This window comes from Proteus sp. GOKU (assembly GCF_015475555.1).
Lineage (GTDB): Bacteria > Pseudomonadota > Gammaproteobacteria > Enterobacterales > Enterobacteriaceae > Proteus > Proteus mirabilis_B.
The window spans coordinates 2,381,437-2,401,748 of sequence record NZ_CP034105.1 but is presented as its reverse complement, the minus strand read 5'-3'; the positions used below and the strand labels follow the sequence as shown (position 1 = coordinate 2,401,748).

General features: G+C 37.1%; 22 protein-coding genes. 10 read left to right on the top strand and 12 right to left on the bottom strand.

The window, feature by feature from the left end; genetic code table 11:
• Positions 1 to 166 precede the first annotated feature (166 nt).
• The 3 genes from EHE21_RS11240 to EHE21_RS11230 all read right to left on the bottom strand — a co-directional run bounded on the left by EHE21_RS11240 (position 167) and on the right by EHE21_RS11230 (position 3,947).
• Positions 167 to 1,417, bottom strand: coding sequence for an MFS transporter (locus tag EHE21_RS11240; protein ID WP_088495295.1), 1,251 nt, complete (start codon positions 1,415 to 1,417; stop codon positions 167 to 169).
• 692 nt (positions 1,418 to 2,109) lie between these two features.
• Positions 2,110 to 2,466 carry an arsenate reductase (glutaredoxin) gene (gene arsC, locus EHE21_RS11235; protein ID WP_194950726.1) on the bottom strand — a complete coding sequence of 119 codons (357 nt, stop codon included), beginning with the start codon at positions 2,464 to 2,466 and terminating at the stop codon, positions 2,110 to 2,112.
• An 8-nt stretch (positions 2,467 to 2,474) separates the two neighbouring features.
• Positions 2,475 to 3,947, bottom strand: coding sequence for a tetratricopeptide repeat protein (locus EHE21_RS11230; RefSeq protein WP_194950725.1), 1,473 nt, complete (start codon positions 3,945 to 3,947; stop codon positions 2,475 to 2,477).
• Positions 3,948 to 4,101: 154 nt separating this feature from the next.
• Here EHE21_RS11230 and EHE21_RS11225 point away from each other — a divergent pair, with 154 nt between their 5' ends.
• A complete protein-coding gene (locus EHE21_RS11225) occupies positions 4,102 to 5,178 on the top strand; it encodes an AI-2E family transporter (protein WP_088495298.1) in 1,077 nt (358 codons plus the stop codon).
• Between the two features lie 96 nt (positions 5,179 to 5,274).
• Here EHE21_RS11225 and bcp read toward each other — a convergent pair whose 3' ends face one another.
• Together bcp and EHE21_RS11215 are read right to left on the bottom strand one after the other, a co-directional pair.
• Positions 5,275 to 5,745 (bottom strand): thioredoxin-dependent thiol peroxidase, encoded by a 471-nt coding sequence (gene bcp, locus EHE21_RS11220; RefSeq protein WP_088495299.1) that lies wholly within the window; start codon positions 5,743 to 5,745, stop codon positions 5,275 to 5,277.
• 18 nt (positions 5,746 to 5,763) lie between these two features.
• Positions 5,764 to 6,321, bottom strand: coding sequence for a glycine cleavage system transcriptional repressor (locus tag EHE21_RS11215; protein WP_036912784.1), 558 nt, complete (start codon positions 6,319 to 6,321; stop codon positions 5,764 to 5,766).
• Between the two features lie 215 nt (positions 6,322 to 6,536).
• Between EHE21_RS11215 and dapA the strand changes: the two genes are divergently transcribed.
• The 4 genes from dapA to purC all read left to right on the top strand — a co-directional run bounded on the left by dapA (position 6,537) and on the right by purC (position 10,616).
• Positions 6,537 to 7,436, top strand: a complete 900-nt coding sequence (gene dapA / locus EHE21_RS11210) for a 4-hydroxy-tetrahydrodipicolinate synthase (protein WP_023581903.1) — start codon at positions 6,537 to 6,539, stop codon at positions 7,434 to 7,436.
• A gap of 16 nt (positions 7,437 to 7,452) precedes the next feature.
• Entirely contained in the window at positions 7,453 to 8,499 is a 1,047-nt protein-coding gene (bamC, locus tag EHE21_RS11205) for an outer membrane protein assembly factor BamC (protein WP_194950724.1), read from the top strand.
• A gap of 287 nt (positions 8,500 to 8,786) precedes the next feature.
• Complete coding sequence (locus EHE21_RS11200) at positions 8,787 to 9,377, top strand: phosphatase PAP2 family protein (protein WP_088495302.1); 591 nt, start codon at positions 8,787 to 8,789, stop codon at positions 9,375 to 9,377.
• 525 nt (positions 9,378 to 9,902) lie between these two features.
• Complete coding sequence (gene purC, locus EHE21_RS11195; RefSeq protein ID WP_088495303.1) at positions 9,903 to 10,616, top strand: phosphoribosylaminoimidazolesuccinocarboxamide synthase; 714 nt, start codon at positions 9,903 to 9,905, stop codon at positions 10,614 to 10,616.
• A 155-nt stretch (positions 10,617 to 10,771) separates the two neighbouring features.
• On the opposite strand, the gene EHE21_RS11190 is transcribed toward purC, so the two are convergent.
• The gene (locus tag EHE21_RS11190; protein ID WP_194950723.1) at positions 10,772 to 11,383 is read right to left on the bottom strand and encodes a glutathione S-transferase family protein; all 612 of its coding nucleotides are present in this window, start codon (positions 11,381 to 11,383) and stop codon (positions 10,772 to 10,774) included.
• Positions 11,384 to 11,475: 92 nt separating this feature from the next.
• Complete coding sequence (locus EHE21_RS11185) at positions 11,476 to 12,174, bottom strand: helix-turn-helix transcriptional regulator (protein ID WP_194950722.1); 699 nt, start codon at positions 12,172 to 12,174, stop codon at positions 11,476 to 11,478.
• A gap of 224 nt (positions 12,175 to 12,398) precedes the next feature.
• Between EHE21_RS11185 and EHE21_RS11180 the strand changes: the two genes are divergently transcribed.
• The 3 genes from EHE21_RS11180 to EHE21_RS11170 all read left to right on the top strand — a co-directional run bounded on the left by EHE21_RS11180 (position 12,399) and on the right by EHE21_RS11170 (position 15,848).
• On the top strand, positions 12,399 to 13,283 hold the full coding sequence (locus EHE21_RS11180; protein WP_194950721.1) for a neutral zinc metallopeptidase: 885 nt from the start codon (positions 12,399 to 12,401) through the stop codon (positions 13,281 to 13,283).
• Positions 13,284 to 13,344: 61 nt separating this feature from the next.
• Positions 13,345 to 13,797 (top strand): DUF441 domain-containing protein, encoded by a 453-nt coding sequence (locus EHE21_RS11175; protein WP_006533030.1) that lies wholly within the window; start codon positions 13,345 to 13,347, stop codon positions 13,795 to 13,797.
• Between the two features lie 2 nt (positions 13,798 to 13,799).
• The gene (locus EHE21_RS11170) at positions 13,800 to 15,848 is read left to right on the top strand and encodes a tRNA(Met) cytidine acetyltransferase TmcA (protein ID WP_194950720.1); all 2,049 of its coding nucleotides are present in this window, start codon (positions 13,800 to 13,802) and stop codon (positions 15,846 to 15,848) included.
• Here the strand turns inward: EHE21_RS11170 and EHE21_RS11165 are convergent.
• On the bottom strand, positions 15,811 to 16,020 hold the full coding sequence (locus EHE21_RS11165; RefSeq protein WP_075671870.1) for a YpfN family protein: 210 nt from the start codon (positions 16,018 to 16,020) through the stop codon (positions 15,811 to 15,813). The two genes, EHE21_RS11170 and EHE21_RS11165, sit on opposite strands and share 38 nt — an antisense overlap.
• A 97-nt stretch (positions 16,021 to 16,117) precedes the next feature.
• Here EHE21_RS11165 and EHE21_RS11160 point away from each other — a divergent pair, with 97 nt between their 5' ends.
• Entirely contained in the window at positions 16,118 to 16,501 is a 384-nt protein-coding gene (locus tag EHE21_RS11160) for a DUF454 family protein (protein ID WP_109393975.1), read from the top strand.
• Positions 16,502 to 16,503: 2 nt separating this feature from the next.
• On the opposite strand, the gene EHE21_RS11155 is transcribed toward EHE21_RS11160, so the two are convergent.
• Genes EHE21_RS11155 through EHE21_RS11145 form a run of 3 tightly spaced genes read right to left on the bottom strand, consistent with a single transcriptional unit; the run spans position 16,504 to position 18,676 of the window.
• Positions 16,504 to 17,172: a M15 family metallopeptidase gene (locus EHE21_RS11155; RefSeq protein ID WP_194950719.1), complete on the bottom strand. Its 669-nt coding sequence runs from the start codon at positions 17,170 to 17,172 to the stop codon at positions 16,504 to 16,506.
• Positions 17,169 to 18,299 (bottom strand): succinyl-diaminopimelate desuccinylase, encoded by a 1,131-nt coding sequence (gene dapE, locus EHE21_RS11150; RefSeq protein WP_088495310.1) that lies wholly within the window; start codon positions 18,297 to 18,299, stop codon positions 17,169 to 17,171. The genes EHE21_RS11155 and dapE overlap by 4 nt, the downstream gene beginning before the upstream one ends.
• 5 nt (positions 18,300 to 18,304) lie before the next feature.
• Positions 18,305 to 18,676 carry an ArsC family reductase gene (locus EHE21_RS11145; RefSeq protein ID WP_194950718.1) on the bottom strand — a complete coding sequence of 124 codons (372 nt, stop codon included), beginning with the start codon at positions 18,674 to 18,676 and terminating at the stop codon, positions 18,305 to 18,307.
• A gap of 206 nt (positions 18,677 to 18,882) precedes the next feature.
• Here EHE21_RS11145 and EHE21_RS11140 point away from each other — a divergent pair, with 206 nt between their 5' ends.
• The gene (locus EHE21_RS11140) at positions 18,883 to 19,443 is read left to right on the top strand and encodes a hypothetical protein (RefSeq protein ID WP_088495312.1); all 561 of its coding nucleotides are present in this window, start codon (positions 18,883 to 18,885) and stop codon (positions 19,441 to 19,443) included.
• A 79-nt stretch (positions 19,444 to 19,522) separates the two neighbouring features.
• On the opposite strand, the gene EHE21_RS11135 is transcribed toward EHE21_RS11140, so the two are convergent.
• Positions 19,523 to 20,146 (bottom strand): response regulator, encoded by a 624-nt coding sequence (locus EHE21_RS11135; protein WP_069368881.1) that lies wholly within the window; start codon positions 20,144 to 20,146, stop codon positions 19,523 to 19,525.
• Positions 20,147 to 20,312 lie beyond the last annotated feature (166 nt).

Here is a 20,312-nt window from a genome sequence, read left to right as displayed (position 1 = left end):
TATCTCTATTTTCTAAATCTAATACCTATTGAAAGTAATAATTCGTTGTTATTCTTGAACCGTGATCGTTCTATTTTCTTAGATAAAAAAGAGATAAAAAAACCGCTTGTCTTTATACAAGGCAAGCGGCGAGAGACACAAACAATAAAGGAGGAGGGTTAAATAATTAGTTTGCTTCTACTACTTTGGCTTTCTTCTGAGGAACCAGTAAGAAAATCAGATAAAGTGCAGTGATTGCAACTGTGTAGCCTGTGAAGATTAACCAGAATGATTTCCAATCAACCGCGCCATTAGTGGTATATAAATCGATCACCCAGCCGCTTAACATTGCACCTAAATAAGTACCGAAACCGTTCACTAAGGTCATAAACATACCTTGTGCTGTTGAACGATATTGTAACGGGATCTCTTTTTCTAAGAACAGTGAACCAGAGATATTAAAGAAGTCGAATGCACAACCATACACAATCATTGATAACAATAAGACGATTTGACCTAATGATGTGTAGTCACCGTAAGCAAAGAAGCCGAAACGTAAGATCCAAGCAACCATACTAAATAAAACGATAGTTTCGATTCTTACACGTTTTAATAACAGTGGTAGGAATAGAATAAATACGACTTCTGAAATCTGTGAAATAGATAAGAACACTGAAGGATAACGTGCAAAGAATGAATCATCTGCATTTGGAGATTGTGCAATATCTTGCAGGAATGGCACACCAAATGTATTAGTAATTTGCAGTACAGATCCTAATAATGTTGCGAAGAATAAGAAAACAACGACATTTTTCTTTTTAAATACTTGCAAGATATTAGTGATACTAAATGCCACTTCTTCGGTTTTAGTTTCGTTTTTATCAGTTGCTTTAGTGGCAGGTAAGAACATTGCAAATACAGCTAAAACAATAGAGGCGATTGCTGCAACAAAGAGCTGGTGGTAGCTATTACCTAAACCTAAGAAGCTAATCACCCACATGGCGGCAATAAAGCCAACGGTGCCGTAAACACGAATTTTCGGGAAGTAATTATTAGGCTCTAAATGTTTTTGTTCTAACAGTTCGAAAATGATGCTGTTTGCCATTGAGATACTTGGCATAAAGAACAATAAATGTAATAGAGTTGCAAAGAAGAGCGTGGTTACTGTTGTCATTTGCGACATTAGCACTAATGCTAATGCGGAAAAAATATGCAGGGTAATAAACACTAATTTACGGTTATTTATTTTATCTGCAATAAATCCCATGATGACAGGTGCGATAAGTGAGGCAAGTCCAAGAGCACTGAAAATAAGCCCAACATCACTACCTTTAAAATGCAGCTCTCCAAAGAGATACGAGGCAAATGTTACAAGCCAAGATCCCCATATAAAGAACTGGAGGAATGAGACAAGTTTTAATCTAAGTACGATATTCATCTGTTTTCCTATTAGCCTAGCAATCACCCGACACCAATAATGGAGATTGGTTAGTTTTAATTGCCCATAATGTTGGCTCTAACGTTGTTTATTTCATATACATCTACAACTTCATTTCACACTGATTAATTGTCATCAAGTTAAAAAAACAACAATAAAAGAAGAGATAGAGTAAATAACAAATTGAAAGCTTATTGCTGTGTTGCAGTATTGTTTTAAATGTGTATTTCTTGTTAAATTCTTTCTTGGATGATAATGGAAAAATATTTTGGCGAGAATTTATAGTTTATCAATTCTGCTATCATATTTTCTGATGTCCATGATATGTAGGAATGCATTTGCGTAAAGAGACTTGAGTCACAATATAAATGAAACGCATGATTATTTTTTTCTCATAATCGTGAGTTTATGCGGTGTAGTGTGATCTCAATAAAAGTTTTCAAAAATGGCGATTTCTTACTCATAAAAAATATGAAATTGAGATGAAAATTTTTGAAAGCATAAAGCGATTGGTTTTTTTCTATTGTGGAAATAAGAAACACTTTGCTAATTGTAATGTTTACAATTTAACAACATTTAATGATTTATTTCTTATTTGAGAAAAGAGAGTAAACGGTTGCGGGATTAATAATGACGTAGATAGAGAGAAGCCCATATATAAGAATATAAATATAGGCTTTGAATTTTGAAGATTAATTAAACAGTTCTTTCACTTGCTCTGGAGGGCGGCCTAAACGGGCTTTATTACCTACAACCACAATAGGGCGTTCAATAAGTTTAGGGTTTTCATGCATTGCTTGAATTAATACATCTTGTGATGTTTCATCAGCCAGTTTTAGTGTTTTATAAATTTCTTCTTTTGTGCGCATTAATTCTCTTGCGTCATTAAAACCTAATGCGTTGAGCAGTGTTTTAAGTTCCTCAACAGAAGGTGCTGTATCTAGATAGTGAATAACATTAGGTGTTATTTGTATTTCTTCTAGTAAATGTAAGGTTTCACGGCTTTTTGAACAGCGTGGATTATGATAAATCGTCACTTTCTTGGTCATGTTGTCCCTTATTTAAATTGACTGTCTCTTTGCTGAATTTTTCTTAATTGGTCTATGCGAGCATCAAAGCGAGCTTGATCGTTACTGCCTAATTTGACTTGTCGGCTTGCATCACCTAAATAACGAATTGCCGTTTCAAAGTCACCTCTTAGGGCCAAATCTTCCGCATAAGCGGCTAATTCATGAGCTCTATCACCTTGTTTAGCTGAATTTTCTGCCATTAATTGCCAGCCGATAGGATCGTTTGGGTTATCAAAGGTATAACGATAAAGCAGGCGGTTTGCTTCGTTATATTGCTTATTATGTATATATGAGTTAGCTAAGTTGGCAATAAGGACATTGTTATTGGGTTTTTGCTTCAATGCCTGTTGTAATCTTGCAACCGCATCGCTTGCACGGTTTTGTTCTAAATCGATATCGGTCATGGCATCAATAAGCCAAATATTATTCGGCTCTCTTTCTAACATCGGAGTGAGCAGTTTTCTTGCGTCATCAAATTTACGATCACGAGAATAGATAAGTACTAGCGCATAATTTGCAGCTGACTTTTCAAGAGCTGTACCTTGCTTAAACTGATCAAGTATCGTTTGTAATGCATTCTCTGATGTTGGATTTTTCGTCAACATGGTTAATACACGCATTTTAGCAAACAGAAAATCAGCTGACTGTGGAACCTGTCGAGCAGGAAATTGACTTGCTCGACTTCTTGCATCGGATAAACGGCTATCTGGTAAGGGGTGCGTTAATAACATTTCAGGCGGTTTAGAGCTATATCGTACTTGGTCAGCAAGAATTTGCATAAAGTCCGGCATCCCTTTGGGATCAAATCCTGCACGATAGAGTGTCTGTATTCCGATACGGTCTGCTTCTTGCTCGTTCATTTGCGTGAACGTGATCATATTTTGCTGCATACCCGCCATACTACCTGTAAAGGTTGCAAGACCTGCATTCGGGTTTGCCATAAATATCAGAATAGAACCTAATACACCAGCAAGAGCAAGGGGCGTTGTTTTAGCCTGATCTTCAAGCATTCGTGCTAAATGTCGTTGAGTAACGTGTGTGATTTCGTGAGCCATAACAGAGGCTAATTCACTTTCTGTTCGGCTATATCGAAAGAGTGCGGAATGCAAAACAATGTTTCCCCCAAAATAAGCAAAGGCGTTAATATTGGGGTTGTTAACTAAATAAAAGTGAAAAGGAGTTTTGACTGAACTGGCGTTCGAAACGAGTTTTTGTCCTAAATTATTAATATAGTTAGAAAGTAATGGGTCAAAAACTAATGGTGCACTATTTCGCAGTTGGCGAGTATAGTAATCACCCATAGCGATTTCTTGATTGATGCTTAATGTTGAACCTGCGGTGGTTCCCATATCAGGTAAAGAGTCTTCAATATCAATCGCAGCCTGAGCAGGCACTACTGATGTTGATAGCAACGCAGAAACAAGAAGCGCGACTAATGGTTTTTTAAGTCTGAGTTTCATACAACTGTATCCTGATGGCTATCTTAACGAAAAATTAATAATTAATGATGTATGATAGCAAAACCTAACGTAAAATCTGTCAAAAGATTATTGCTTATGTAAATAAATACATACAGCTCTATTATTCTGATTATTATAAAGGATCTTTATTTTCATGCTGGACTTGCTTGTTCAATGGTACAAACGCCGATTTGCTGATCCACAAGTTATCGCCCTTGTGGTCATTTTGATTGCCGGCTTTTCAATTCTGTATTTTTTCAGTGGCATACTTGCTCCTTTATTAGTGGCAATTGTGCTTGCTTATCTTTTAGAGTGGCCAACTCATTTACTTGAGAAATTAGGGTGCGCCCGTATATGGGCAGTATCGATAATTCTGACACTCTTTATTGGTATTAGTGCCATTGTTATTTTGATTTTAGCGCCAACTGTGTGGCAGCAAGGGATGACACTGATTTCAGATATCCCAAATATGATCAATAAGTTCAATGCATTTGCGCATGAATTACCGGATCGTTTCCCTGCATTAATGGATGCGGGTATTGTTGATATGATGGCAGAAAACTTACGCAGTAAGTTCTCAACGGTGGCTGAATCTGTATTAAAAGTGTCTTTAGCTTCGCTAATCGGAATTATTACACTGTCGATTTATCTTATTCTTGTGCCTTTAATGACGTTCTTCTTACTTAAAGATAAGCAACAGATGCTTAATGCGGTTCGTCGTGTTTTACCAAAAAACAGAATATTGGCAGCTCAAGTTTGGATTGAAGTTAACCAGCAAATTACCAATTATATTCGGGGCAAAGTAACCGAAATGATAATTGTGGGTGTTTTCACTTATTTTGTATTTGCTTTCTTCGACTTGCGCTACTCTGTATTACTTGCTGTGATCGTCGGCGTTTCTGTTTTAGTTCCTTATGTTGGTGCTGTTTTAGCAACAATTCCAGTTATTGTGATTGCATTATCTCAGTGGGGATTAGGCTCTGATTTCTGGGCGTTATTTATCGCTTATCTTGTTGTTCAAGGATTGGATAGCAATTTATTAGTACCAATTTTGTACTCTGAAGCTGTAAATATGCACCCTTTAGTTATTATATTGTCGGTGATTATATTCGGTGGAATGTGGGGATTTTGGGGCGTATTCTTTGCGATACCATTAGCAACGCTGATAAAAGCAGTATTGCATGCATTACCCGATGAAATTGCGAATGAGCAACATACAAAGAAAAACTGAAGACAGCATTGAACGCATTAACAAAAAACAAATAAAAAGTAGATAAAAAAACAGACAGTGCAAACTGTCTGTTATCTTATCAATACTAAGCTTTTATTATGGATGCTGAGCGAGATATTCGAGAACGACTTGATGGTGATTACTGGTTTTAAAGTTATCAAATACGTGTTCGATAACACCATTTTTATCAATTAAGAATGTTGTACGATGAATACCATCGTAAGTTTTCCCCATAAATTGCTTTTCTCCCCAGATACCAAACTCTTCTGCAATCTTATGATCTTCATCCGAAAGCAACGTGAAATTTAGCATCTCTTTTTCAGCGAAACGGGAAAGTTTTTCTGATTTATCTGTGCTGATGCCGAGTACTTCAACTTTAGCTTTTTTTAGTGCATCCATTTCATCACGTAAGCCACAAGCTTGAGTTGTACAACCCGGTGTCATTGCTTTAGGGTAAAAATAAACGAGCACACGTTGGCCAGCGAAATCAGATAAATTAATTGTTTCTCCATCTTGGTCGGGCAGACTGAATTGAGGCGCCTTTTCACCGGCTTTTAATGGGTTCATTAGGTCATTCTCCATTTTTTACTGTTTCATCATCAGACTATTTACGATACTTATTGTGCCTTGAGCGTTCAGCTCTGTACATAATTGATTAAATTTCTCATTAATAACAAGACCATGATCATCTAATGGATTATGCGCCGTAATTTGTATTTCTAAACGGGCAGGTGAGCCATCTTCTGACGGGTGTGTTTTAGAGATTAATTCAGCAAGATTAAAATTATGTTGGCTAAATAGATTAGTAAAGCGTTCTACAATACCGGGTGCATCTTCAATATCAACTTTTGCTGCGATTGTTGAAGGATAGGTGATCGGCGCACCATTGGTGGTTCTTTTCATTACGGTCAATAAATCCAGTTCCGCACTTTTAATGGGCAGCAACGCTTCTAATTGTGCGATAGCGTTCCAGCCACCTGAAAGTAGCATGATAAACGTAAACTCTTGACCAAACATCGCAAGTCGGCTGTCCTCGATATTACATCCGCATTGGCTGACTAATTGTGTAATGGTATCAACAATACCAGGACGGTCAGCACCTAATGCAGTAATGACGAGAAAATGTTTATCAGGTATGGGCAAAATAAGGTTCCTTTTGACTTTCAGTATATTCTTAACAGGTAAACACAAATTTCGATTTCTGCCAAGATCCCTTGCTCACTATCTTCAATTATTATATCTCTTTAATTCATATCAAAGAATATTAGCAAATTTCATTAGAAACCTAGAGTTAAGTAGTTTTCAATAGAGCAACGAATGAGTACCATTGAGTATACGTCTATCTCGGAGCAATGATTATGGTGAATAACGAATTTAATTTTACAGGCAGTATGGTGGCATTGGTTACACCAATGGACGCAAAAGGCAATGTTGACCGGGTTAGTTTACGTAAATTAGTTGACTATCATGTTAATGCAGGCAGTGCCGCAATAGTTTCTGTTGGTACAACAGGAGAATCTGCAACATTAAGTCATGACGAGCATGTTGATGTTGTTCTGATGACATTAGATATGGCTGATGGGCGTATTCCTGTGATTGCTGGTACGGGTGCTAATGCAACATCTGAAGCAGTCTGGTTCACACAACAGTTTGAAAATAAAGGTATTGCAGGTTGTTTAAGTGTTACACCTTATTATAATAAACCTTCACAAGAAGGGTTATATCAGCACTTTAAAGCGATTTCTGAAAGCACAGCATTACCACAAATCCTGTATAATGTGCCGGGTCGCACTGGATGCGATTTATTGCCTGTAACAGTTGCACGTTTAGCCAAGTTGGATAATATTGTGGCAATTAAAGAGGCGACAGGGAACTTAAGTCGTGTTAGTCAAATCCAAGAGTTGGTTAATGATGATAGTTTTATCTTATTAAGTGGCGATGACGCATCATCATTAGACTTTATGCAACTTGGCGGTCATGGTGTTATTTCGGTTACTGCTAACGTTGCAGCGTCAGAGATGGTAGAATTATGTCGATTAGCAAATGCGGGTGAGTTTGCAAAAGCACGTGAACTTAATCGACGTCTGATGGACTTACATCATCAGTTATTTGTTGAACCTAATCCAATCCCAGCTAAATGGGCGTGTCAACGTATTGGATTGATTGAAGACGCCACATTGCGCTTACCTATGACTCCGTTGACATCATCAGGTCAGCAAATTGTTGAGAAAGCGCTGTTAACAGCGGGAATACTGTAAAACTTAGGGAATTTTAATGGCAACACTATTGCATAAATCAAAGATTATGAAAGTCGCGGGTCTGTCGCTGGTGGTTTTACTGGCAGCCTGTTCAAGTGATCAGCGCTATAAACGTCAGGTCAGTGGTGATGAGTCTTATTTAGAGACGGCAGGGCTAAAGAATTTAGCAATTCCGGCGGGTATGGTGTTGCCTTTGCAAAATGGGGAATATGACATTCCAACCCCTAAAAAAACTGAACCTGTTGGTTTAGCGCTTGATATTCGCCCACCAACTCAAGCACTGAATCTGTTAAGTGGTTCACGCAGTGAAAATAATGCAGATAACAGTCGTTTGTTATTACCAAATTCACCTGAAAATACAACACTATATGAGCAAATTAGCTCTATCTTAAAAGAGAAAGGTGTTGCGATTGCCAAAAGTGATGCAGGGCAAAAAGAGATCCACACTGATTGGATCACATGGTTACGTGCAGATGAAAACGTACCTTTCCAAACACGTCAGCGTTTAGTGATTGCTCAGTCAGGTAATGTTATTTCGTTAACAGTGACTAATGAAGGTTTACGCCAAGGCGAAACTGAGATGACTGATCCGGCTGAGGTGAAGCGTTACAATATTTTAATGCTTAACGAATTGGTTGATGGCTTAAACCGTATGCGTAATTTAAGCGAAAATACGGCAAGCAGTAGCTTACAAGGTATTATCGATGTCCAAAGTGGCAGTGATAATGCGGGCCTTCCAGTGATTATCGTTCGTGCACCATTTGATGTAGTTTGGGATAGATTACCAATCGCATTAGAAAGTGTTGGTATGAAGATGGGTGATCGCACACGTTCTAAAGGTTCAATTGAAGTAACCTATAAAGGAATGAGCAGTGCGAACTGGAGTGCGTTAGGTGTTGATAGACCAACTGTTGAAGAAGCGGATTATAAATTACAAGTCGGCGATTTAAATAACCGCAGTAGTTTACAATTTATCAGTGATAAAGGTAAACCATTAACACAATCACAAAATGATCAAATGGTTGCTGCACTGAAAGCTGCTTTTAGTAAGCCTGTTAAATAAGTATTATTTTTTAAAAATATGAGAAGCCGTACAATAAATATTGTGCGGCTTTTTTATGATCTTAACTTAATTGTATTAATCTAAATTGAAATTTATTTATAAAAATACAATCGAGATTGCTGGATTTAACATCATTAATTGAATGCTCTTTTAATGATAAGGTTTAATTTAAAATTATTAATAATATTAATCTTAATGCAATACGATTAAATTTATGCAATATTGCGTCAATTCTTATTCTTAAATAAAAATAACAAAGCATTCTCTGACTATATGAAGGGGTATTTATGAGTGCAGGTGATATGATTATTCACTTGATATTAAGTGGGATACTTATTGTAGGTGTTTATCAATTTTATTTTTTTACTCAACGATATACATTGAGAGAAGTGAAAGTTATTAACTCACCGATTGATGAAAAAATTCCTTTCTGGCCATGGTGGTCATGGATCTATAGCTTTTTATATTATCCTGCAATTTTATACCTCAACTGGATCATTCAAGACTCAAGACAATTCATTATGATTGTTTTTAGTTATATTGTTTTGTTAGTCATGCAAATGTTTTTCTTTGTTGTGTTCCCTGTTGCAACTCCAGCACATTGGCGCACATTAAACCCAGGAAAAACAGCGTCAGAGAAATTTCTTAAGTTTGTTCAGTATTTTGATGATTCCTCAAACTGCTTCCCTAGTATGCACGTTTCCGTTGCAACACTCACCGCATGTCTTGCTTATGCAACCTTAGGGCCTTGGGTTTTCTTATTCCCATTATTTATCGCATTATCTTGCATGTTTACGAAACAACATTACTTAATTGATTTACCTGCAGGTGCTTTATTAGGCTGGTTTGCTTATGAGATCTACTGTTACATTATTTAATTAAAACATGATGTTATTAAGAGATAACATAAGTCTTTTTAAATATAAAAATAGATTAGAGATAAATCATTAAAACGCGTTGATGCTAATACTGATAACCAGATTAAATTTCAATAAAAAGAAATTAATCTGGTTTTTTATTATTGATTACTCAAAATAAATGTAATATGAAACAGAACTAATGATTATTAAGAATATTATCTGAAAATAGAAATAATGCAGTGATATAATCTATAATTATTCTTATTCTGACTTTTTATATTTTATATATTCTGATTTTACCAAACGATCTTTTTATTGATGATTATAACTTTCGTTATGAGTGTGATTGTTCAATAGAATTAATTGAAATATGATTTCTAATAACAGAGATTATTTTTAATAATAAAACGTTGTGAACTTCAGATTAAAGGCGAGATTTTTTAGTGATAGTACTCACGTTTTAAAAGCTTTTTTGTCTGATCTAGAGTAGAGTATGGGAAGCAAATTTCTTGTTAAACCTATCACATCTTTGGAGTGTGTCAGATGCAGAAAAAAGCTGAGTTGTATCGTGGAAAAGCCAAAACGGTCTATGCCACTGAATCTTCTGATTTTCTTATCCTTGAATTCAGAAATGATACATCAGCGTTAGATGGCCAACGTATTGAACAGTTTGATCGTAAAGGCATGGTAAATAATAAATTTAACCATTTCATTATGAATAAACTGGAAGAAGCGGGTATCCCAACGCAGATGGAACGTTTGCTTTCTGATAATGAAGTGCTAGTAAAAAAACTCGATATGGTACCTGTTGAATGTGTTATCCGTAATCGTGCAGCGGGATCATTAGTCAAACGTTTAGGTATCGAAGAAGGTACACTTTTAAACCCACCAATCTTTGATTTATTCTTAAAAGATGATGCTCGTCATGATCCTATGGTCAATGAATCTTACTGTGAAACCTTTGGTTGGGTGTCTAAAGAAAACCTCGCAGAAATGAAACGTTTGAGCTATAAAGCAAACGATGTCCTTAGCGAACTCTTTGATAAAGCAGGACTTATTTTAGTCGATTTTAAACTTGAGTTTGGTCTATTTCATGGCAAAGTGGTATTAGGTGATGAATTCTCTCCTGATGGAAGCCGTCTATGGGATAAAAATACCTTAGATAAAATGGATAAAGACCGTTTCCGTCAAAGCTTAGGCGGATTAATTGAAGCATACGAAGAAGTTGCACGTCGAATCGGTGTTTCTTTAGACTAAATACGCAAACGATTACGTCAAGTTTAATAAGATGTAATTAGAAAAGGTCAGCTTAAAGCTGACCTTTTGTCTTAAATGGGGCGTATTAAATGGAATGTATAAAACAAGCAACTATGGAGATAGCTTGATTGAATTACATTTAATAATAAGAAAATTTATCGTAATTCTAAACTTTCTAATAATTGTTTAAACTCTTTATTAAGCGCAAGGCTATCAATATATTGATTAATCAGTGGGGTAGGTTGAATAAGTGCATACTTGCACATAAATATAAGGAAATAACCCACATACACATCAACGGCAGTCAGATTTTTACCACAAAGGTAAGGTTTAGCGCTGGCTAAGCCCGTCTCTAAGCAATGAAAAGCGCGTTCAAAAGAACCAAAACCAGATGATTTTTGCTGCTCTTCATTAAGTTCAATACCAAGCTCTTTTATAGTAAATGCAGATTCGATAGGGCCTGCGGTAAAAAAGAACCAACGATAATAAGCAGCGCGTTCGGGTGAATTAAGGGCGGGAGCAAATCCTTTCTCAATAAATTTATCTGCTAAATAAGCACAAATTGCCGCCGTCTCTGTAACGACGACTTCACCATCCACTAATGCAGGAACTTTTGCCATCGGATTAATAGCAAGATATTCAGGAGTACGCATTGGTGCGCCATATTCTAATTCAACACGCTGATAAGGCACATCTAATATTTTTAAGAAAAGCTCAGCAGTGTTACCGCGAGACATTGCATTAGTATAAAGAATAAGTTCACCCATAATGTTTCCTTACTGTGTTGATTAATATGATATTATTTAGATTAGAACAGCTAAACGAAGAACAGTAAGGAAGATATTACGCAAACCATGTGTCAATTTCTGTCAGGAGTCTCTTTCAAGATCTCTTTTTTCCAGCGTGAGAATAAATAGCTTTTAGGGTAAGGCAAATTATCACTTAATACTTCATAAGAGATAATTCTATCAAGCCTAAAATGACGATAACTTTGGCGTAATTCACACCATGCGGCAATAACTTGAGAATCTTGAAAATAACCCACAGCAATAGGCCAAATAATCCGAGTGCTTAATTGCTTTTGAGCATCCTGATAATCTATTTTGGCTTTCTTTTCTTCGCGTAAACTAAAACGCATATCTTTGGCAATGGTGTGATCAACTTCAATAATTCTGTTAGTGGGAACAAACAAGGTGTTTTGTTCAAGTAAGGTTTGGTGCTGAGTTGTTACTACGGCATTGATTTTATTAATTGCCCGTAATGCAGAATGACTTAATTCTTTATCTGTATGACTTTCTACCCAACGTAAACCTAAAATAAGCGCTTCAAGTTCATTAATATCAAAGGTTAATGGTGGCAGGAGTAAACCTGATTTTAGTTGATAACCTATACCAGCTTCACCCGTGATTTCAGCACCTTGGTTACGCAAAGATTCAATATCACGATAAATAGATCTGACACTAATTTCCAATTTATCTGCCAGCGCTTCTGCCGTTATTGGATAGCGATTTTCTTTTAAAATCTGCAATAAAGTGAGTAAACGTTGAGTTCGAGTCATTAAATTATCTATTTATTAGTGAAGAAAAAACACAAGGGTAAGAAATAAGAATTCTATTATGAAATGACTAGGATGTGTTGAGTTATTTTCTCTAACAGTCTCTATTATCTTGTTCTCAAAAAATAGGGAATAGAGAATGCAATTTTTTGTTATTATCTCAAATCAAGTGATAAATTTGTTCATAATAAAGCTAAAGTGGTCTATTTAAACAGTGGGGATAAGTTATGCGTTGGAATGATCGCCGAAGAAGTGACAATGTTGAAGATAGAAGAGGGCAATCTTCCTCCGCATCAGGTGGTGGTAATCTTCCATTAGGATTAATTGCACTTTTATTACGCACTAAATACGGGTTTGTGGTTATTATTGTTTTAGTGATAGCCAGTTTTATGGGGTTTGACTTTAACTCATTAACAGGTGAAACCAACCAAGCACCACAACGCAACGAACAACAAAGTGCCCTTTATAATGAAGCCGCAGATTTTAGTAGCGTCGTTTTAGCCAGTACAGAAGATTTTTGGCAAACTATTTTTGCACAAGCGGGCAAAAAATATAGCTATCCAAAACTTGTGTTATATACCAATAGCACTACGACACAATGTGGCACTGGTACAAAAATAATGGGACCTTTTTATTGCCCAGCGGATAGAAAAATTTATCTCGATCTCTCTTTTTATAATGAAATGAAACATAGCCTAGGTGGCGGCGGTGAGTTTGCTCAAGGTTATGTGATTTCGCATGAAGTAGGGCACCATGTTCAGCATTTATTAGGTATTACTAATCAAATGCGTGAAAAACAACAAATGGCACGCTCAAAAGCAGAAGCGAATCGTTTATCTGTAAAATTAGAACTGCAAGCAGACTGTTTTGCTGGAATGTGGGGACATTTTATTGCAGGTGAAGGCCGTATTGATGAAAGCGATTTATTAACGGCGATAAAAACGGCGCAAGCGATCGGTGACGACAGATTACAGAAACAGCAACAGGGCTATGCCGTGCCTGATAGCTTTACACATGGCACCGCAGAACAACGAAAGACTTGGTTTATGCGTGGCTATAACAGTGGCAATATCAAATCTTGTGATACATTTGCTTCTTCGTCTTTGAACTAATACCATTCGTCGGTAAATAAAAGACAATTAACGCTATAAAGAGAAAGGCTTAGGAACAAACATGAGTAACGTTGATCCCTCACTATTAATTTTGCTGGTTCTCGCCGGGCTTGGCATTATTAGTCATAATATGACTGTAACGTTAGCAATGCTTGCTTTGCTAGTGATTAAAATCACGCCTCTAAATCAATATTTTCCTGTTGTTGAAAAATATGGCATGACCATCGGGATCTTAATTCTGACCATTGGGGTAATGACACCCATTGCAACAGGGCGTATTTCAGGGCAAGAAGTTCTTAACTCATTTTTAAACTGGAAATCACTGTTAGCGATTGCAATAGGTATCGCGGTTTCTTGGTTAGGCGCACGAGGTGTTTCTTTAATGAATAACCAGCCTTCAACAGTTGCTGGTTTATTAGTGGGAACCGTCATTGGTGTCGCACTTTTCCGAGGTGTGCCTGTTGGACCATTAATTGCAGCAGGTATTCTTTCGTTGTTAATCGGTAAATCCTAGCTGTGTCATTTTCTCATTTACATCAATATCAGCAAAAATTAGCGCAATTAGGGCAACGTCAGTTATTGCTATTAGCAGGTGATCCTGCATGGCAAGTGACGCAGATCCAGCAAATTACTCAATTATGCCAAGGCGATTGGATCACAATTTCTTCCAATCAATCTAATGCTGTTTTGCCTGAACACGCTATTCGTCTGTTAGGACGTGAGTTTCTGCATGCTGTTTTTGATGCCAATGAGGGATTTAATACTGATGCTTTAGCCATGTTAACAGGCACATTAAAAGCAGGTAGTTTATTGATTTTATGTCTACCTGATATTGAAAATTGGGATAGTTATATCGATAACGATAGTCAGCGCTGGAATGATGCTCAAGGTGTGCTTTCAACACCAAATTTTATGGCGTGGCTAAAAAACATCACTTTGAGTGATGAGCAAGTGATCATATGGCAACAATCAGCGTCATTTCAATTACCTACATTGATTGAAAAAACTAAACCTTGGGCGCTTCCACAAGGTAAACCGACCGCAGAACAGCAAGCGATTTTAGATAGTTTACTCTTATCGACATCCGGTGTTTGGAGTGTTATTGCACCAAGAGGCAGAGGAAAGTCAGCGCTGGCGGGAATGTTTATCGAACAGTATCAAGGAAGTGTACTGGTATGTGCACCAGCTAAAAATAGTACAGATATTTTATCTTCACATACCAATAAAGCTATTTCATTTTATTCTCCTGATAATTTATTAGCGCTATGCATAAATAACGAAATTCAAAGTGATTGGTTGATTATTGATGAGGCAGCTTCTCTACCTATTGCACAACTAGAAGCGTTGTGTGGTTATTTTCCTAATGTATTAATGACAACCACAGTACAAGGCTATGAAGGAACAGGGCGCGGTTTTATGCTGAAGTTAGGAGATAACATTCCTAATTTACGTACCTATCAATTACAAATGCCCATTCGTTGGGCTAAAGATTGCCCACTAGAAAATTGGCTTAATCAGTTGTTATTGCTTGATGAGCCTGAGTACGATTTTGATTGTCAGCAACAAGGTGAAGTCGATGCTCAGCAGCTTCAAGGAAATTGGCACAATAACATTTCACAACTACATGATTTTTATCAATTACTTACTAGTGCACATTATCGGACAACACCACTTGATCTACGACGTTTACTTGATGGTCAAAAGCAACGTTATTGGTCAGCATCAATCAATAAAAAAATCGTAGGTGCTGTGTGGTGTATTGAAGAAGGTGGGCTATCTGTCGAGCTAGCTCATGATGTTTGGCTAGGCACTCGTAGGCCTAGAGGCAATTTAGTTGCTCAATCATTAGTGACTTATGGTTTAACACCCGATGCAATGTGTTTAAATTCATTGCGTATTAGCCGTATTGCTGTTTTGCCTCAATATCGACGTCAAAAAATTGCAGCAACTTTAATTTCTAATATTGTAAAAGAGAGCCAAGAACAGGCTATTGATTATCTTTCTGTAAGCTTTGGTTACACCGAAGTGTTAGCGCAATTTTGGATGCAATGTGGCTTTCAAATAGTGCGATTAGGAGTACATAAAGAGGCGAGCAGTGGATGTTATGCCGCAATGGCGATTTATCCATTAACAGAAAAAGGCAAACAGTTATTGCACTCTTCTTTACGTGCTTTTGCTTTGCAATATCCGCAGATACAACAGCAAACAAACCTCTGTTTAGCAGATAAGTTAATACCAAGTCATATTGCTACACCACAAGACGATTGGTTAATGATGGCGGGCTTTGCATTTGCCCATCGTCCAGCCCTTACTGTTTATGAGAGTGTTGCTAACTTTTTGGTAGGTTATGAGCAACACTATCCGTTACTAGTGGCTTTTTTTGTAGACAATAAATCAGTTGAGCAGTGTGTGGCTGAGTTTTCTTTATCAGGAAAAAAAGCCTTAACTAAGCAATTAAGAGAGCAATGCGCACAATTAATGGCTGAAAAAGATGCTCAGTTAACATCGCGTTATCAACAGTGGTTAGCTACTTATTCTCATCCTTCTTGTTTTGATTTTGTTTAGGCCAATCATCTTCATCATCCCATTTATCATTAAAATCACGATGTGGCGGTAACTTTCGCTTATTTTTAAGAAATTGCTTGGGATCGATTTTGTTCATATCTTTAATAGCGTTAATAATAATTCCTACTAAAAGAATTAAAATTACCCACCAATAGTCAGCAAGCCAGTGCATAAATAAGCCTTATATTTTAAAATTGTTGTTGAGAATGAGGATCTTTTTTATTTACTCTATAAAATAACGCAATAAGCATGAGTTGGAAAAGCACAGCATGAAACGGATATTATTGATTATAGCAGGTTGGTTATGTGTGGGATTAGCCACATTGGGGGTTATTTTACCTGTATTACCCACAACACCTTTCTTATTACTTGCCGCATGGTGTTTTTCTCGTTCGTCAAAGCGCTTCCATTATTGGTTACTTTATCGCTCTTGGTTTGGTCCTTATTTACGATATTGGCAAACTTATCGCGCTATGCCTAAAGGGGCGAAACCTAAAGCTATCTTAGTGATCTTAATTACCTTTGCGATTTCACTGTGGTTAGTGTCTATGCTTTGGGTCAGAATATTATTGCTGATAATCTTAGTGTGTTTGTTGATATTTATGTGGAGACTTCCTGTTAACGATCAACAAGAAGCTCCATGTGAAAAATAATGTTATTCAGGCAAAACAATGTAACGTGCAAATATTTCGTCAAGATTAGCTAATAGCCACTGTTTACCATAAATATCCTCTTCTTCTAACACCGATTTTAGAATATCAGGTGTGTAAGCAAGAGACGCTTCATGAGAAAGGGGCCAATAACTGATATGCCAAGGCTCGTAAGCAATATCGCTCTCTTTATGAGTAAAAGGGCGATAAAAGTCATACGCTGACATATTTTCCGTTAACCATTCATTAAGCTCTGCAAAATAGCCACCTTCTTCGTATTCCCAAGGTTCTAATTGTAATGATTGACCCTCAGGTAAGCGAAACGGATCATAAATATCAATCTCAGTGCCCCAATGGTGACGACTTGCACCGGGCAAGGCTGACCATTTTAAAATAGCAATACAGCGTTCACCTTCTGATAATGCATGAATATCCATAGGCTGGCTTTGTGCATCTAAAACAGGGCGACTGCCTTCAAACTTCCCATTCCATATCGCTAATTGACGATTAAAATCACGAAAAGAGCTGGCTGGCATTAATTTAAAGCCTGCTTTTGTGGCTTGTTGTTGTAACGCTAAAAAAGCCTTAGTGGCATTAAACTGTAAGCGATGCTGACCGGATAAAGTGACTAAATGGTCGGTAGAACGGCCTGTTAACATTAAAGGCGTTATCATAAAATAAGTTGCTCCATAACCCGCTGATAAATACGGCTAAGCTGTTGTAAATCTGCTGCATTAACGCACTCATTAACTTTATGAATTGTTGCATTAATTGGACCTAATTCGACAACTTGTGCTCCCATTTGGGCAATAAATCGGCCATCAGAAGTGCCTCCGCTGGTGGAGAGTTCTGGCTCTAAATTGGTGTAATGTTTAACGGAATAACGTACTGCTTCAAGTAACTTGCCTTGCCCAGTAATAAAAGGCTGACCCGATAACGACCATTCTAATTGGTAGCGAAGTTGGTGCTTTTGTAATAGAGCTTCTGTACGTTGACGAATTTCTTCATCTGTAATAGCGGTACTAAAACGGAAATTAAATTGAATAAACAGCTCACCGGGGATCACATTATTACTGCCTGTACCAGCATGAATATTGGCAATTTGCATTGTGGTGGCCGGGAAAAATTCGTTGCCTTCATCCCAAACAGTATTAACAAGATCTTGGATAAAAGGAGAGGCAAGATGAATAGGATTTTCTGCAAGGTGAGGGTAAGCGACATGACCTTGCACACCTTGAATAATTAAATTTGCTGTTATTGAGCCTCGACGACCGTTTTTTACCATATCACCTAAATGATGTTGGCTTGAAGGTTCACCCACAAGGCAATAATCAAGGCGTTCGCCACGCGACATCAAAGATTGTACGACCTTAACCGTACCATCTGCGGCTTTAGCTTCTTCATCTGATGTAATTAAAAAAGCGAGTCGCCCACGGTGTTCAGGATAAGAGCGAACAAAGCGCTCAGCTGCTACGATCATGGCGGCAAGCGAGCCTTTCATATCTGCCGCCCCGCGCCCATATAACATACCATCACGAATAGACGGTTCAAAAGGCGGGTTATCCCACAAATTAGGATCACCAGTTGGTACAACATCAGTATGACCAGCAAAAGCTAGCGTTTCACCTTCACCACCACGACAAGCCCAGAGATTCTCAGTTTCACCAAAAGGCATTCTTTCAATAGTAAAACCAAGAGGGGCAAGCCTATCAATGATCAATTGCTGACAACCTTGATCATCAGGGCTGATTGATGGACGCGAAATGAGTTGTTGTGCAAGCTCAATAACAGGACAGGACATAAAAATTAGGCTCCTGTAAAGGTCGAATAATCATTGGTATCAAAACCAACAATAAAACGGTTGTCAGATGACGCAAGAATAGGGCGTTTAATAATGGCAGGTTTATCTAACATAAGTGAAATCGCCGAGGTAACATCAGTGATTGCGTTCTTTTCTTCATCGGATAATTGACGCCAAGTTGTTCCTCTTTTATTCACAAGTGTCTGCCAATCTAAATTTTCTGTAAAGGTGCGTAATAATGCTTCCGTCAAACCCTCTTTGCGGTAATCATGAAATGCGTAAGGAATATGATTATCATCTAACCATTTACGCGCTTTTTTGATGGTATCGCAATTTTTTATGCCGTACATGGTATATGTCAGGTTTGTCGTGGACATGATATTTTCCTTATATGACAATACGTAATATTAGTATTGATGTGAATGAGTGTTATACAATTCCAAAATAACAGCTTTTGTTGTAGTGAAAAATCCTATTTACATTATAAAATATATCGGATATTAAACTGTCACGTTAGTGTAACGAATTGTGTAGCGTAGAGTAATACAAATACGAATAAAGATTTCCGTTGGTAAAAGAAAATATGAAAAGTATTTCACTGAGTCTTATATTGCTTTTACTCTCTTCTTTTAGCTGGGCTGATGAAGAAAAAGACAGTCCAAAAGTTGATGAGTATAAAATAGCCTTAGAGGCCTTTTTTAACAGTGATTATTTATTGTGTTTGGGCGAAGGGAAATGGCCTGTGTACAGCAATGAAGATGATGCACCCTGGGTATTAGAAAGAATGCATGCATTAGTTGAAGCTGGATTGATTGAACAAACCGCAAATGGAGAAGAGTGGGTGTTTAATCTTAGTGAAAAAGGGCGTAAAGCTTGGCAACCTTATCAAGATTTCTGCTATGGCCATCTTTTCATTAGTCAGATAAAAGAAATTCAGCCAATAGACTCAGGTAAAAGTAAAATTTATTTCTATTATGGAGTGAGAGGTATTCCTTCATGGGCAACCAATGAAGAAATACAATCCGCTTTTAGCGAACTTGATATTGTGATTAATGGAATAAATCGAGAGTTGTATCAGTTAAATATCGAAAAATTACCAGATAACCATTTTAAAGTATTGAGCTATCCTGTACCTATCGAGTAATAAATGACTTGATACAGACTTAAATGAAATACTGAAACGATATATCTTATTACCCCGACCCAGTGTCGGGGTAAAACGTTTAGTACTGATGCTTAATAAGAATAAGACTGGCAGCTAAACGAGAAGTGACTTGCAGTTTCTTTAAAATATTACGAATGTGAACTTTCACTGTTTCTTCAGAAATAAATAAATTCTCAGCAATTTGCTTATTTTTCATTCCAGCAGACACTTCATGAAGAACATCCAATTCTCTTTTAGTCAACGCTGAAAGTGGATCAGAATAGTTTTGCCTAAGCTGAATATATTGCCATACTCGCTCACTGTAAACCGGATGCCCAACAGCCGCTTTACGCAAACTAAGTAATAGCATGTCTAGCTCACATTCTTTTAAAAGATAACCGTTTGCGCCTGCATCCAACGCAGCGTAAACATCATTACGCGAATCAGAAACGGATAAAACAAGAACATAAGATGTTAAACCAGAACGACGAAGTGTTCGAATAATATCAATACCTGAACGCCCTTGTAGATTTAAATCCATCATAATTAAATCTGGATTTAACTGTTTTGCAGCGGTTACAGCCTCTTGAGCATTGCCACTTTCGCTTACTACGACAAAATCCTTGTCTTTTTCTAACAATAGCCGTAATCCATATCTCATGATAGGGTGATCATCCACTATCATAATTGAGTAGCTAGGCATAACCCCTCTCCCTAAAAAAAAATAATAATGTGCGTAATCTTTCCAATAGCAGAAAATAAAAAAGTAAATTCCAAATGAGGAATAAAAATTAGAATCAGACATCTTATTAAAACAATAAGAAAATAAAATTGACGGTTGGCAATATTACACCAATTATTGTTACGGG